Below are 14183 nucleotides of genomic sequence, written 5' to 3' on the forward strand. Positions count from 1 at the left end.
TTCCATGCAATGAATTCTAGCTTTCTTGGATTGGAGTGACAAATGGCACGGGGAGGAGCCCGAGCGCGATCCGGCCCGAGCTTCGACCCCAACTCCGAACGGTCGGAACGTTTGGGGCGCTCGCTCGTGCCGCTCAGCGCCAAAGGATACAAGTACAGGCCCAAAGCGTTCCCGCTGGCACCTTATGAAATCATTGACACTTGGAAGACCGATGACGGTCTCGAGAAGGAAGTCGATACCGCAGCCAGCGAAGCCTGGAACAAACGCGAGAAACAACTGTGGCGCGAATTGTGGAAACTGCCTCAGGCCATCGCCTGGCACATGCCCCAATACGCCTACCTGTTCCACACCGTTGCCTTGTACTGTCGGCAATTCGTCATCTGCGAATCCTCCGAAGCCAAGGCAGCCGACCGCGCGACCTTGCAACGCTATGCCGACACCATCGGGCTTACCCCGCAGGGCTTGAAGCTCAACGGATGGGAGATTGTGGACGATACCGTAAAGCACCAGCCCAAAACTGGCAAAACCGATTCCAACGTTGTTCATTTTCCGAGTGCCCGTGAAAGGTACGCCAAGATGGAGGGATGATGGCCGTAGTCAAGTCCCTCGGATTTCTCTTCGCTGACTGGATAGCCGCCCACTGCGTGGTCCCGGCCGGATACGACCTCAACAAGCCCTTCATCCTCGTCGGCTGGCAGCTCAAGAACGCTGTTGACTTCTATCGGGTCAAACCGGAAACCGAATATAATCCCTCACGACCAGTCCAAGGAAACGCTTTCGACTGGCGCCGTGGACAGATCGTCGGCGGTCAGAAGCTCGGCAAGTCCCCGTTTGGCGCCGCCCTGTCCTGTTTCGAAGGTGCTGGTCCGTGCGTGTTTTGCGGCTGGGCCGAAGGCGGCGAGAAATTCCGCTGCTCCGACTGGGGCTGCGGCTGCGGATTCGAATACGAATACCAACCGGGCGAACCAATGGGAATGCCTCGACAGACCGCACTGGTACAACTGCTTGCCAACAGCGAGGAACAGACCGCGAACGTATACCGGCCTTTGCAGACGATGATCCGTAACGGCAGCCTCTCCGATCTCATGCAGGTGCGTGAGGGATTCATCCGACTGCCTAACGGAGGCAGGATAGACCCCGTTACCGCGTCGGCAAGATCGAAGCTGGGCAACCCGGTCAACTTCGCCATCCTCGACGAGAGCGGCGTCTATACCAAACGTTCCGGCATGTTCGAGGTCGCCGACACCGTGCTCCGTGGCCTAGGCGGCATGGACGGTCGCATGATGGAGCTTACCAACCCGTGGGATCCTATGGATGCCAGCTTTGGGCAGGCGACCTACGAATCGCGCAGCGAAGACATCATGAAATATTTCCCGCGCCACGACCCCAAACTTGACTTCACCGATAAGGACGATCGCAGGAAGATTCTCGAATTCGTCTACAAAGGCTCCCCGTGGGTCAACCTCGAATCGGTCGAGGCGACTGCCTCCGAACTCCTGCAGCGCGACCCGGCTCAAGCCAGACGGTTCTTCGGCTGCGAACTCGTCCAAGGCCTCGGCTCGTACATGCCGGAAGCACTGTACGACGATACGACGGATGACCGAGAGGTTCCGCCTGCTGGCACAGAGATTTGCATGGGCTTCGATGGCTCGCAGTCCGGAGATTGGACGGCCCTTCGTGCCGAGACGATGGACGGTTGGCGTTGGACGCCTACCTACAGCAAAGCCCATCGCCCTTCGTACTGGAACCCCAAGGAATGGGAGGGGCGCATCCCGCGCGGCGAGGTCGATGCCTGTGTCAGCGAGATGTTCAGTCGCTACAAGGTTCAGCGCTTCTATTGCGACCCTCACCCGTGGGAGACGCAGGTCGACGCGTGGAGTGAACGCTACGGCGAGGATACCGTCGTGCAATGGCCGACCAACCAGGTGGGCCGCATGTACAACGCGCTTGTGCGTTTCCGCGAGGATACCGCAGACAAGACCACCACTCATTCTCCCGATCCGGTGGCGAAACTGCACATGATGGCCGCGCGAATGGTCGCCAAGCCCGGCGACAAATTCGTGCTCGGCAAACCCTCGGAAAACCAGAAAATCGACATCAGCATGGCCGACATCCTCGCCCATGAGGCCGCATGCGATATGAGGGCGCTCGGCTGGAAGGGCGACCGGCAGAAGGTCTGGCTGCTCAACGCCAACAGTTCGGACAACGGAGGTAGACACGGATATGGCAACAACGGAGTTATCTTCGGATGAGCAGCGCCTCGTCCGTTACCTCTACACCAAACTCCAATCTCGACGCGGCACCCACAAGGAACTGACGGAATACTACAAGGGCGAGCAGCGTATCCAGACCATTGGCCTTGCCGTTCCCCAGGAGCTGCGTGCCTTCGAATTTCCTTTGAACTGGCCGAGAGTAACCGTGGACACGGTCGTGCAACGCCAGCACGTCAGCGGTTTCAGCATGCCCGATCAGCCCAATTCCGACGAGTGGATGCAGGAGGTCTGGGAAGCCAACAACATGGAATCCCAGAGCGTCCTCGCACACCTCGAAACCCGCATACAGGGCCACGGTTTTGTCACTGTGGGCACCAACGAGGACGACAAGGATCACCCGCTCATCACGGTGGAATCCTCCAAAAGCATGATCGCCCAGATTGACCCGCGCACACGCCGGGTCACCGCGGCCCTGCGCGTCTACTACGACCCGTTGGAACCTGCGGCGGCAAGCGAAGCCACCCTTTATCTGCCGAACTCCACCATCTTCCTTAGCAAGGCCAATCACGCCGGCTGGCAGATCGAGGACCGCGATGACCACGACCTCGGCAAGGTTCCTGTCGTTCAGTTCATCAACCGTCCGATGGTCTCCGACTTTGTCGGCGAAAGTGAGATGCAGGATGTCCTGCGCCCCACCGACATGGCCGCGCGTGCGCTCATGGACCTACAGGTGGCGATGGAGACCCACGCCGTACCAGGCAAATGGGCCATCGGCGTCAACAAGGAAGACTTCGTTGATGCCAACGGCAACATGACCAACGGGTGGAAGACCTATTACAACGCCATGACCTCCACTGGCAACAAAGACGCCAAATTCGGCCAATTCGAAGCCAGCAACCTCGAAAACTTCAAAACCGTCATCGACATGCTCGCCCAACAGGTCAGCGCCGTCACCGGCCTGCCCATGCGCTACTTCGCACAATCCGCAGCCAACCCAGCAGCCGAAGGCGCCATACGCGCCGACGAAGTACGACTCGTCAAAAACGTCGAACTCAAAAACACCATCGACGGCGACTCATGGGGCGACGTCATGGCGCTCGCCTACCGCTTCGCAAAAGGCGAACCCGTGGACGGCAACCGTGTGCGATGCGACTGGGACGATCCCAACACCCCAACCTTCAGCCAGAAGGCCGACGCCATCCAGAAGCTCTTCAGCGCCGGCATCATTACCCGTGAAGGCGCATGGGACGAACTCGGATGGAGCAAGGCCCGCAAGGACAGGGAACGCCAACGCTTTGCTGACACGGACGCCGCATACTGGGCGAGCCTAATCAAGCCGGAGGCCACGAATGACGGAACTCAGCCAACAGGTGCCCAATCTGATACGGGAACAGGGCAGGAACCTCCGCAACAGCAGTAACAAGACCGTTACCAAGGCAATCCACATCTGGCACCAGGCGGTGATTCCCGGAGACCTCGACAGGTCATTCGCCGCTGCAGCGCCAGACATGCTCCTGCTAATTGGGCAGTCACAGAACGATGTGGCACAAGAGGCGTGGGAGACGACGCCGGACGCGATGCGGGCCATCGACCACAGGCCGTTACCCGCACGCGGATTCGACTTCGACACCACCATTCTCAACGGCACCGCAGGCAACGGCCAAGCACTTTTCGACGTGTTTTACGGTTCCATCCTCACAGCCAAACGCCAGATCGGCGAAGGAACCGACTCGCGCATCGCGGTCATGCAGATAGACGCCGACATGGCGCGACTCATCCGCACCGCGCTCGCCGACACCAGCCGCACCGCAAGCCTCATGAGCGCGAAGAGCTTCAACTTCGACGCCTGTTATGTGCGTGCGCTCACGCCGCCCAGCTGTGGAAGATGCGCGATACTCGCCGGCATGCCGAGTGGGAAGAAGCCTTTCGAGCGGCATCCATATTGCGACTGCATCGCCATGTGGTGCAGGGACGAGAAGATGCTCATGACCCACTTCTCCAGCGCCAACGACTATCTCGACTCCCTCGATGACAAGCAGCTCGCGCACGTGCTCGGCAGCCAAGCCAACGCGAGGGCATGGAAGGACGGCGCCGACCTCAACAAGCTCGTCAACGCCTACCGCAAACGCGGCGACGTGAGGCCTGCCCAGCTCTACGGGCGCAACATCAAATACACGACCGAAAGCACGACGAAACGCGGCACCGGATACTGGATGGTGAAAAAGGCTGGATACGTCAAGACCATGCACCGCGATGGCAGCAAATACTTCCGCGTCGACCGGCCAAGGCTCATGCCTGAGACCATCTACCAGATCGCCGGCAATGACCATGCCAAAGCGATGAAGCTTCTCAAGAATTACGGCTGGCTCGGACTGGCCGCCTGATTCACACAATTTTTCAACCACCCGCGCGATGCGGGCGGCGCTTTGCCATGCGATATGGCCAAAACAAACAAATGGAGGAAACATGCACAAACACGGCATCTTCGGATCCCCGCTCTGGAGACTGCGTCTCATCGAGACGCCAGGCGAAGGAGGGAGTGGCAATGAGGGCGATCCCCAGCCACCGGCAGACCCGCCGCAGCAGTCCGGAAACGATCCCGACGGCGAGAAACTCGGTCCAGCGGGACTCAAGGCCCTGAAGGCGGAACGCGAGGAGAACAAGGCCACGAAGGCCAAACTCGCCGAAGCCGAAGCCAAGATCAAGGAATTCGAGGACAAGGACAAGACCGAGTCCGAAAAGCAGGCCGAACACCTCAAGGAACTGGAGGCATCAAGCTCGGCGAACGAGCGCAAAGCCACCCAGTACGAGGTAGCCGCCGAAAAAGGCATCCCGCTGAAACTCGCCACGCGGCTTCGCGGGAGCACCAAGGAAGAGATGCTCGCCGACGCCGACAGCCTAGCAGAACTCCTCAAGATAACGCCCAAGACCCCAAAGGCCGACCCAAGCCAGGGCAAGGGCGACAACCCCAAGCCGACGACCCTGCAAGAGGCCATCGCCGGACACCTCAAATAGCATATAGGAGGCCACAACATGGCTGTAACATTGGCGGAAGCCAAGAACAACACCACCGAGGATTTCGACCCCATGGTCATCGACGAATTCCGAAAGAATTCCGAGATACTCGACTCACTCATTTTCGATGACTGCGTGTCTCCTGCCGGCGGCGGAGCGACGCTCGACTACGGCTATCGCCGTCTCAAGACCCAGCCCATCGCGGCATTCCGCGCCATCAACACCGATTACGAGCCCAGCAACGTGGAGACCGAGAAGATCTCCGTCACGCTCGCCGTGCTCGGCGGCAGCTTCGAGATCGACCGCGTGCTGGCCAATCTCGGACCGGAGGCGTCCGGTGCCGTGACGCTCAATGTCATGCAAAAGGTCAAGGCCGCGATCGCGCTCTTCCAGGACGCCGTCATCAACGGCGACACCGCCGTGAATTCCAGCGCCTTCGACGGTCTCGACAAGGCCCTCACCGGCTCCAGCACCGAGGATACGGGCAGCAAACCGGATTGGACCGACATGTCTGACAGCGGCTTCAAAATCCTCGACAGCGTCGACGATTTCCTCGGAAATCTCGACGGCCAGCCCACGGTCATCGTCAGCAACAAGAAGGCTTTGGATAAGCTCCGCGCCGCGGCACGACGCACCAGCGCCTACAACCGTGATCCAGTCGAAGGGCTCGTCGGCGCGAACGGCCGACCGATCACCCGCGAGGATTATGGCGGCGTGCTCTTCGTCGATGCTGGCACCAAGGCCGGCAGCAACGACCCGATCATCCCCATCAACAAGGATGACGGCACCACCGACGTCTATGCCTACCGCGTCGGCCTCGACGGATTCCACGGCATCTCCGTCAAGGGAGGCCAGCTCGTGCAGACTTTCCTGCCGGACTTCACACAGGCCGGAGCCGTGCACAAAGGCGAGGTCGAGCTCGGCCCCGTAGGCGTGGCTCTCAAGGCCACCAAGGCTGCAGCGGTGCTGCGGAAAGTCAAGGTGCAATGATGGCTTACCTCGTACAAACCCCTGTGGAAGGATATACGGGAATCGTCGCCGGCGTCGCTTTTCGACATGGATTCGGCAAGACCGACGGGAAGCCCGATGGCACGCTGGACTACTTCAGGCGCCACGGCTACACGATCACCGAAGAGAAAGATTCGGAATCTCAGGATTCGGGAACCGCTTCGCCGCCGGCGAAGGCTCCCGAAGAAGTCTCGGCAGCCGATCCAACACCTGCTGAAGGTACGGACGACAAGGAATCCGACGATGCGAAAGCCACCGCAGCTAAGGCCAAGTCCACCACGAAACCCACCAAGTAGGAGGCCATGATGGCTGATGATCTCATTGCGAAATACGCGACCGTCAGCGACGTGGCCACCGAACTCGGCAGGGAAATCCCCGCAGACAGCATCGAAGCCAAGCAAATCCAACGCTGGCTCAACAGGGCGGAACGCCAGATACGCAGGCGCGTCACCCAGCTCGACAAGTGGGCGCTCGCCGACGCGGAATACAAAGCCGTCGTCAACGATGTGCTCGTGTCTGCGGTCGAACGCAAGGCCAGCAACCCCGACGGCATGAAATCGCAGATGACGCAAATCGACGACGGTAATCTTCAGAACACCGTCGTCGACGCCCGCGCCAGCGGCGAGATCGTCATCCTTGACGACGAATGGGCCATGCTGCTCAAGACGCCGACAAGCAACGCATTCAGCGTCATGGCGATGCCGGAGCCCGATGCCTTCCCGCTTCCCAGCTATCCGTACTGCTACTAAGGAGACGCCATGGACGCGAAGGCGATGCTCGACAGGGCGCTGCCACGCATGCGTGCCAACGCCGAGCGGCTCATGACTGACAGCTTCACTGTCACCCGCAGTCAAGGCGAGATTGTTGATCCCGATACCGGTGTCAGCACTCCGAAACTTGTCCAAGTCTATAAGGGCAAGGGCAAGGTGCAGACGTCGGGCGGGGTCGCCTCGCAGGCCAACACGGCGAGCGGCGAGAGCAGCAATGTCGGCGGCATCGTGCCGGTGTGGACGCTCTACCTGCATTTCCCTGTTAGCGCGACCGGTATGCAGCCGGGTGATATGGCCGCATGCGATTCATCCGCCGACTCTGACCTCGTGGGTCGAAAATTCCGGCTGGTCAACCTCCAGTCGGAGAAGACGTATGCGACCGCGCGACGCTGGAACGTCCAGGAGATCCCCAAAAACGAGGGAGATGATGCCGATGACGGTTGAGATCGACACGCATGAGATCACTCAGCTTGGCCAAGAGCTCGCCCGCCTGCCTTTACGCAAGACAGTCGAGGTCGCGGCGGTGGTGAAGAAAGGCGCGACCAATATCAAGCAGGCCATCACCGACGACTTGCAGACCTCAAGCAACAAGGCTTTCCGGCGCGTGCGTATCCATTACGACATGCACCAGGACGGCTTTACGACCGAAGCCGACATCGGTCCCGAGAAAGGCGGCGCCAGCGACCTCGCCAACATCGCCTTCTTCGGCACCTCCAAAGGTGGCGGGCAGCACGAGTTCTACGGACACGGCGTCGATGAGCTCGACAACACTGCCAGGCACATCGGCGAGGTGGCGGGCAAGCTATGAAATACGTCGAAGCCCGTCAAGCCGTCATGGGCCTGCTGCCCAAGCTCGAAGGCTGGGACGTCTATATCGACGGTCCGCCTCCGAAAGGCTCGCCGCCCTGGATTGTGGCCTTGTTTTCGGAGAAGACCCGCGACCATGTCGAAAGCGGAAGAGTCACCAATCATCAAGGCGAACTCAGCATCCGCGTGGTTGGCCCCTCCGATACGGGTATTGGCATCGTCTGCGACAAGCTCATCAGCCTCGACGGAGCGAGACCCCACAAGGACATGAGCTGCCTCGTGGCCGATATCGACCGAAGCTATCCCAGCGAACTAATTAATCCTGCGACCAACGCCCCCTATCAGATGCGGGTCATGACCTGGCTTACAAGCTGGCCCGCATAACCCAATCAACAGAAGCCCCAGCCATCCCGGCCGGGGCTTTTCCATATCCAAAATCTAAGGAAAAATCATGACAATGCCACAAGCGCATCTGGAGAACGGCGACTACCGCACCGACTTCTTCAAGGATTACACGGCAATCAAGGACATTGCACATCCCACCGTGCAGGAGCTGGCCAATCCGACCCTCAACCTGAGCGACTACCTGCCCAACGACGGCTTCAGTCCCAAGCACACGCAGGAGATGGCCGATGACGACCGCGAATCCTCTCCCGCAAAGGGGCAGATCCCCGGACAAGAAAAGTACGACGGCGGCGAGATGAAAATCATCGACAACACCAACCGCGACTCCGAAGGCGAGAACAAGGCCGCCGAAGTGCTCACCAAGGGCACGAAGGGCTACATCGTGCGCCGGCGCGGCAAGGACGGCACTCTGCCGTACGAGGTTGGCGATGTGGTCAGCGTCTACAAGGTCGCCGTCGGCATCAAGACCCCGGTCGCCAAAGCCGACAACGCGCGCCAGATGTCCACCATCAGTCTTGCGATCGACCCGTCCAGCCGCGAAGAAACCTCCACCGTCGTAGACGGAGGAAGCTCAAGCTCTTCATCCTCTTCGAGTACTTCTTCGACCACTCAGTCTCTTACGACGCAGGCGAAGTCCAAGGACTGACCTCTCATTCTTCCCTTGCCGCGGTTCACGCTCTCCACGACAAGGGAACCCACTTCCAGATTTTTCAAAAAAGAGCGTCAATTTTTATCAATCTTTAAAGGAGCGAAATCATGGGAATCACCATCAAACGACCGACAGAAGACTTCGAAGTCGTCACCGATCTGGACGCGCTACGCCGTGCATTGGAATCAGGCGCTGCTATCCCGAAAATCGATACGGATGACCACACTGAAAGCGAAATAGCAAGTCTCAGGAAACAGCAGGCCGATGCCATAGCAAAGGCCAAGGAACTCAAGGACAAGACCGACGAAAGCACGCTCGTGATCAGCCTGCGTGGTCTGACCTGCAGCGAATGGAATCTCATCGTCCTCAAAAACACCGATACGAAGGACGGCAAAATCGTCAAGGATTGGGTGGGCATGGTCAGGGATTCCCTGCCCCGAATGATCCAGAGCGCCCATTGGAAGGGCAAGACTGAAGAGATCACCCTCGATGGCATCGAAGGTCTGTTCGACTCGATGGTCGATTCTCAGGTCGCCGATCTCCTCCAGGTGGTTCAGTCGCTCAATGCTCCCCGGAACATGGTCCCAAAAGAGCTGAGGGAACTCGTCTCGCAGAATGCCTAGCAGAAGCGCCGCAGATTCTCGCGCAATTGCGGTGCGCGAGGTCTATCGGTATCAGCTACAAGCGCTTCCTCGGTTGGGAGCCCACGCCGGGCGACGACGTCGAATGGGATGAGACCGAGCGTGAGTGGATGCTCGCCCTGCAGGAGTATGAAGCGTCCTTCAAATGCCCGAGATGCGGTATGCCCATCGAATTCTGCCACGACCAGGACAAAGTCGAAGCTGTTTTCTCCGGAGCTGGAGTGGAGACGTGCTTTGTCAGCGAGATGCAGGAGAAGGCGCTCCGTAAATTCTCCGAATCCGGCATCGTCGAAGCCCCAGACTCCCAAACCACGAAACTCAAACCAAGAATCAGAAAACTGAAAATGTGAGGTGAACACCGATGGCGGTGAATGAAGAAATCATGATCCGCCTCAAGGCGGACGCCAGCAACTACATGACCAGTATGCAGGCCGCCAGCGCCAAAGCCGAGCAGCTCTCCACCTCCATGGAACAGCCCCGATCCGCAGGCGAACGCCTCACGAGCGGATTGTCCAAGACTGCGCTCGGGGTTGGTGCGCTCTCCGCCGCCATCGGTGTAGCCGCGGTCGCCAGCTTCGCGCAGTTCGACGCGAAAATGAGCGAGGTCAAGGTCAACACCGGCGCCACTGGCGACGAACTCGCACGCCTGCGTGAGGCGGCTTTGAACGCCAGCCGAACCTCCGTGTACTCCGCCGAGGATGCCGCCGACGCGATCAACGAGCTCGCCAAAGCCGGCATGAGCACCTCGGACATTCTCTCCGGTGGTCTCAGTGCTGCTTTGACGCTTGCGGCGACGGATTCGATGAGCACAGAGGACGCCACACGCTACCTCACCAGTGCGATGACCGAATTCAACATCAAGGGCAAGGACGCCGCCAAAGTATCCGATGCGCTGGCGGCAGGCGCCGGCAAGGCGTTGGGCGGTGTCAGCGATATGGGCAACGCCCTGTCGATGGTGGGCGGAACCGCGCACATGATGGGCGCGAGCATGCAGGAGACCACCGGCACGCTTGCGGCCATGGCCAACGCCGGCAACATCGGCAGCGAGGCTGGCACCGAACTCCGCTCCGCCCTGATCGGCCTGATGAGCCCGTCCAAACAGGTGCAAGGCGAGATGGACGACCTCGGTCTGCACCTCTACGACGCGCAGGGCCATTTCGTCGGCATCGCCAACTTCGCCGGGCAGCTGCAAGACAAGCTTGGCAAATTGCCCGAGGCCGAACGCAACCAGGCCATGGGTATCCTCTTCTCCAATGCCGCGATGTCGGCCGCGAACGTCCTCTACAAAGAAGGCAAGGGCGGCATCGAAAAGTGGACACAGGCGGTCAGCGAATCCGGATACGCCGCCAAAGTGGCCGCCGGCAAGACGGATAATCTCAAAGGCGATCTGACCAAATTCGGCAACACCGCCCAGGACGTGCTCATCGGCATCGGTTCCGCTGCAAATGGGCCGCTTCGCAGTGTCACGCAGGGGGCCACGGCGCTCCTTAACACGTTCCGCAGCATGCCGGAATCCGCTCAGCAATGGGTCATCGGCGGCGGCATGATCGTCGGCGCGGTCGCCGGCATCCACAAGGTGATGGGCTCCACTGAGAGCAGCACCAGCAGCCTCGTACGCACCATGGGCGACGTGTTCGACCCCATGCAACGACTTTCCAACGCCGGAAGCTCGCTGAGCCAGGCATGGCAGATCCTCAAGGGATCCACCATGACCTACGACCAGCAGATGCAGACCTTCGGCACCACCATGAGCGCCGGCACCGCACGCACCACCGCAGCCAAAACCGCGCTCGGCGGGCTGAGCGACCTCATGGGAGGACCGTGGGGCATCGCCATGACCGGCGCCACCATCGCGCTCGGCGTGCTCGTCAGCAAGCAGCAGGATGCCAAACAGCGCACCGATGACCTCACCAATGCCATGCAAAATGGCCAGTCCGCAGCCTCGAAATTCACCGCCGATCTCAAGACTGGCGACGACATCGACTGGGGATGGTGGCAGAAAGCCACCACAGGCATCGGCAGTCTCAGCGACGCCCTCGACAAGGCAGGCGTATCCAGCAAGACATTCGTCTCCGCGGAAACCGGCAACAAGCAAGCCATCGAACAGGTCAACGAGGCACTGGGCAAAGCCTTTCTGCAAGGCAAAATCAACGCCAGCGGAGAGGATGAAATCAAGGCAAAACTTGAACAAGGCCAAAAATCCTACAAAAAATCCGAAGAGGCCATCAAAGCCGCAAGCGAAGCCAAGGACCAGGACACCAAGAAAAGCGTCCAGAACACCACCGCGCTCGCCGGGCTCAACAAAGCCACCGACCAGGAAACCCAATCCACCCAAAAGGTCGCCAAAGCCAAGGACATCATGGCCGCAGCCTTCGGCGCATCCACCGACGGCATCAACCAGCAGGCGGAAGCGCTTGGCCAGACCATGGAAGCCCTCAAAGACTACTACGGGCTCGCCCAAGGAAGCTTCGACGCCGAAACCAAACTCGGCAAAGCCTTCCAGGAAGCCACTAAATCCGTCAAAGAAAACGGGGCCACACTCGACGCCAACACCGAAAAAGGCGAATCCAACCGCAACGCCCTCTCCGGGGTGGTATCCGCCATCCTCGCCAAAGCCGAAGCCGACGCCAAGGCCGGGAAAAGCACCCAGGAAGTCACCAAAGACATCACGGACGGCCACGACAAGCTCGTCGGCTACGCCAAACAGATGGGCATGAGCTCCGACCAAGCCGAAGAATTCGCCAGACAGATGGGCGTAACCTCCGGCGACGTACAAGACCTCATCAACAAAGTCAACCAAGCCAATACAACGCCACTGAAAATCGACGACCAGGCAACCAAAACCCTCAACGACGTCAAACTCAGCGCCGAAGGCCTGCCAGACGGCAAAACCATTGAAATAACCGGTAAGAACAAAGACGCCATGGAAGCCATCGCCCAAGTCGTCGGAGCCAAAATCGACAAGAAAACCGGAAAACTCGACCTCGACAAACAACAATACGACATCGCCCTGGCGCTCGCGAACGGTGCGGTCATCAACCCCAAGACCGGCGAGCTCAAGGGCGACAACACGCTCATGATGAAAAAACTCGCCGAGACCAACGGCTGGAAAATCGATCCGAAAACCGGCGAGCTGAACGGCGACAACTCGAAGATGTGGCAGAAGCTGGCGGAAGCCAACGGCTGGCACATCGACGAGAAGACAGGTTACATGACCGGCGACAACAGGGAAATGAACCGAAAGCTCGCCGAGGCCAATGGTTGGAGAATCGACGAGAAGACCGGCGAGATGGTCGGAGACAACAGCCAGATGTGGCAGAAGCTGGCGGAAGCCAACGGCTGGCGTCTCGACTCGAAGACCGGCGAAATCAACGGTAACAACTCCAACATGTGGCAGAAATTCGCCGAGGCCCAAGGCTGGAGGATCGATGGGAAAACCGGTGTCATCTTCGGCGACAACGGGCCCTTCATGGCTGCCAAAGGGGCTGTGGAGAATACATCCATCGGAGGCAAGACCGTCGACATCGGAGGCAACGCCTCTGGATTCTGGAGCACCATCAATGGCATTCTCGGCCACGTCTTCAACATTAACATCGGTTCCAACGGTCACGCCATCGGCGGCCTCATCACCGGACCGGGCACAGGGACAAGCGATTCGATTCCCTCCATGCTTTCCAACGGCGAATTCGTGATACAGGCCGACGCCGTCAAGAAATACGGCACAGGCATGCTCAACGCCATCAACTGGCAACGATACGCCGAAGGAGGGCTTGTACCCCGATACACGGCCATGCCGGTGCCGACGAAAGTCGAACAAACCTCAGCCACACCGATTCAGTACGTCTACCACAACACCTTCAAGATCGTCAACGCTCCTAGCAAGCAGGCGGTCGCGCAAGAAGTGCTGGCGACGATACAAAGCGAAGGGGCACACCGATGAGGCTCACGGTCTCCAGCGACATAGACGAGTTTGTCTTCTCCAATGGCATTCCCCAGGACCGGCAAGACAAGTGGATCGTCGGCGGAGGACTTACCGGCTGGTACGGCACACCGCCCCCACGAGATTCCAAAGCCGAGAACAAGCCTGGGGAAGACGGCACATGGTGGCCGTCCAATCTCAACCAATCCGGCAGGACGGTCACCATCAAAGGCGCCACCGAATGCGTCTCCAGCATGGAGAATATGCGGATAACCCGCCGCATCTGTGACCTGATGAGCCGCAAGCTCACACTGACCATGGAGGACGAAAACGGCATCCGTATCACTACTGGATACCTCGCCGCCGACCCCGAACCCGCCATCTGGTGGGACCGCAAACGCGTTAACTTCACTTTCATCATCTACTGTCCTGACCCGCACAAATACGGGCTGCCGCTAACCTATCAGGCCAGCAACGGCATCGTGTCGGTGGAGAATCCTGGAGCGTTGCCGGTGTGGCCGAGGATCCGTGTGGATGGGCATGTGCAGTCGTTGACGCTGTCGCTTAATGGCAGGTCGGTGCGCTGGTCGGGTGACGCGTGGGGTCTTGACCTTGATTTCGCGGATATGATCCCGAGCGCGGGCACGGTGGGCGCGGATGACGCGTTCACCGTCCCGCCGGGATTGAGCACGTTGCAGGTGGCGGTGACGACTGGCGCTACGGTGTCTGTTTCCTTCGCCCCTGCATGGAGGTGAT

16 protein-coding genes are annotated in these 14183 nt (G+C 59.6%); all 16 read left to right on the plus strand.

Features of this window, described 5'->3' with window-relative positions:
• Positions 1–42: 42 nt before the first annotated feature.
• Positions 43–588: a hypothetical protein gene (locus PT275_RS06360; protein WP_277153384.1), complete on the plus strand. Its 546-nt coding sequence runs from the start codon at positions 43–45 to the stop codon at positions 586–588.
• On the plus strand, positions 585–2252 hold the full coding sequence (locus tag PT275_RS06365; protein WP_277153386.1) for a hypothetical protein: 1668 nt from the start codon (positions 585–587) through the stop codon (positions 2250–2252). The genes PT275_RS06360 and PT275_RS06365 overlap by 4 nt, the downstream gene beginning before the upstream one ends.
• On the plus strand, positions 2224–3633 hold the full coding sequence (locus PT275_RS06370; RefSeq protein WP_277153388.1) for a phage portal protein: 1410 nt from the start codon (positions 2224–2226) through the stop codon (positions 3631–3633). The genes PT275_RS06365 and PT275_RS06370 overlap by 29 nt, the downstream gene beginning before the upstream one ends.
• Positions 3563–4597, plus strand: a complete 1035-nt coding sequence (locus tag PT275_RS06375; RefSeq protein WP_277153390.1) for a hypothetical protein — start codon at positions 3563–3565, stop codon at positions 4595–4597. The genes PT275_RS06370 and PT275_RS06375 overlap by 71 nt, the downstream gene beginning before the upstream one ends.
• An 82-nt stretch (positions 4598–4679) precedes the next feature.
• The gene (locus PT275_RS06380; RefSeq protein WP_277153392.1) at positions 4680–5228 is read left to right on the plus strand and encodes a DUF4355 domain-containing protein; all 549 of its coding nucleotides are present in this window, start codon (positions 4680–4682) and stop codon (positions 5226–5228) included.
• 18 nt (positions 5229–5246) lie between these two features.
• Positions 5247–6218: a major capsid protein gene (locus PT275_RS06385; RefSeq protein WP_277153394.1), complete on the plus strand. Its 972-nt coding sequence runs from the start codon at positions 5247–5249 to the stop codon at positions 6216–6218.
• Positions 6215–6532 (plus strand): hypothetical protein, encoded by a 318-nt coding sequence (locus PT275_RS06390; RefSeq protein ID WP_277153396.1) that lies wholly within the window; start codon positions 6215–6217, stop codon positions 6530–6532. Before PT275_RS06385 ends, PT275_RS06390 begins: the two co-directional genes overlap by 4 nt.
• 6 nt (positions 6533–6538) lie before the next feature.
• Entirely contained in the window at positions 6539–6985 is a 447-nt protein-coding gene (locus PT275_RS06395; protein WP_277153398.1) for a Gp19/Gp15/Gp42 family protein, read from the plus strand.
• Between the two features lie 24 nt (positions 6986–7009).
• Entirely contained in the window at positions 7010–7450 is a 441-nt protein-coding gene (locus tag PT275_RS06400; protein ID WP_277153400.1) for a DUF6093 family protein, read from the plus strand.
• Positions 7440–7814: a hypothetical protein gene (locus PT275_RS06405; RefSeq protein WP_277153402.1), complete on the plus strand. Its 375-nt coding sequence runs from the start codon at positions 7440–7442 to the stop codon at positions 7812–7814. Before PT275_RS06400 ends, PT275_RS06405 begins: the two co-directional genes overlap by 11 nt.
• A complete protein-coding gene (locus PT275_RS06410; RefSeq protein WP_277153404.1) occupies positions 7811–8197 on the plus strand; it encodes a hypothetical protein in 387 nt (128 codons plus the stop codon). Before PT275_RS06405 ends, PT275_RS06410 begins: the two co-directional genes overlap by 4 nt.
• Before the next feature lie 67 nt (positions 8198–8264).
• Positions 8265–8864 (plus strand): hypothetical protein, encoded by a 600-nt coding sequence (locus PT275_RS06415; protein WP_277153405.1) that lies wholly within the window; start codon positions 8265–8267, stop codon positions 8862–8864.
• A gap of 110 nt (positions 8865–8974) precedes the next feature.
• Positions 8975–9490 carry a hypothetical protein gene (locus PT275_RS06420; RefSeq protein WP_277153406.1) on the plus strand — a complete coding sequence of 172 codons (516 nt, stop codon included), beginning with the start codon at positions 8975–8977 and terminating at the stop codon, positions 9488–9490.
• Positions 9491–9516: 26 nt separating this feature from the next.
• Positions 9517–9858: a hypothetical protein gene (locus PT275_RS06425; RefSeq protein WP_277153408.1), complete on the plus strand. Its 342-nt coding sequence runs from the start codon at positions 9517–9519 to the stop codon at positions 9856–9858.
• 11 nt (positions 9859–9869) lie between these two features.
• Positions 9870–13448: a phage tail tape measure protein gene (locus PT275_RS06430; RefSeq protein WP_277153410.1), complete on the plus strand. Its 3579-nt coding sequence runs from the start codon at positions 9870–9872 to the stop codon at positions 13446–13448.
• A complete protein-coding gene (locus PT275_RS06435; RefSeq protein ID WP_277153412.1) occupies positions 13445–14182 on the plus strand; it encodes a hypothetical protein in 738 nt (245 codons plus the stop codon). Before PT275_RS06430 ends, PT275_RS06435 begins: the two co-directional genes overlap by 4 nt.
• Position 14183 lies beyond the last annotated feature (1 nt).

The sequence above is a fragment of the Bifidobacterium sp. ESL0745 genome, from assembly GCF_029433335.1.
In the GTDB taxonomy this organism is placed as follows: domain Bacteria; phylum Actinomycetota; class Actinomycetes; order Actinomycetales; family Bifidobacteriaceae; genus Bifidobacterium.

Coding starts and splice junctions, on each gene's coding strand:
- PT275_RS06400 (WP_277153400.1), top strand. CDS start 7,010: ATGCTCGACAGGGCGCTGCCACGCATGCGTGCCAACGCCGAGCGGCTC.
- PT275_RS06360 (WP_277153384.1), top strand. CDS start 43: ATGGCACGGGGAGGAGCCCGAGCGCGATCCGGCCCGAGCTTCGACCCC.
- PT275_RS06430 (WP_277153410.1), top strand. CDS start 9,870: ATGGCGGTGAATGAAGAAATCATGATCCGCCTCAAGGCGGACGCCAGC.
- PT275_RS06395 (WP_277153398.1), top strand. CDS start 6,539: ATGATGGCTGATGATCTCATTGCGAAATACGCGACCGTCAGCGACGTG.
- PT275_RS06390 (WP_277153396.1), top strand. CDS start 6,215: ATGATGGCTTACCTCGTACAAACCCCTGTGGAAGGATATACGGGAATC.
- PT275_RS06415 (WP_277153405.1), top strand. CDS start 8,265: ATGACAATGCCACAAGCGCATCTGGAGAACGGCGACTACCGCACCGAC.
- PT275_RS06405 (WP_277153402.1), top strand. CDS start 7,440: ATGACGGTTGAGATCGACACGCATGAGATCACTCAGCTTGGCCAAGAG.
- PT275_RS06385 (WP_277153394.1), top strand. CDS start 5,247: ATGGCTGTAACATTGGCGGAAGCCAAGAACAACACCACCGAGGATTTC.
- PT275_RS06365 (WP_277153386.1), top strand. CDS start 585: ATGATGGCCGTAGTCAAGTCCCTCGGATTTCTCTTCGCTGACTGGATA.
- PT275_RS06410 (WP_277153404.1), top strand. CDS start 7,811: ATGAAATACGTCGAAGCCCGTCAAGCCGTCATGGGCCTGCTGCCCAAG.
- PT275_RS06380 (WP_277153392.1), top strand. CDS start 4,680: ATGCACAAACACGGCATCTTCGGATCCCCGCTCTGGAGACTGCGTCTC.
- PT275_RS06370 (WP_277153388.1), top strand. CDS start 2,224: ATGGCAACAACGGAGTTATCTTCGGATGAGCAGCGCCTCGTCCGTTAC.
- PT275_RS06435 (WP_277153412.1), top strand. CDS start 13,445: ATGAGGCTCACGGTCTCCAGCGACATAGACGAGTTTGTCTTCTCCAAT.
- PT275_RS06375 (WP_277153390.1), top strand. CDS start 3,563: ATGACGGAACTCAGCCAACAGGTGCCCAATCTGATACGGGAACAGGGC.
- PT275_RS06420 (WP_277153406.1), top strand. CDS start 8,975: ATGGGAATCACCATCAAACGACCGACAGAAGACTTCGAAGTCGTCACC.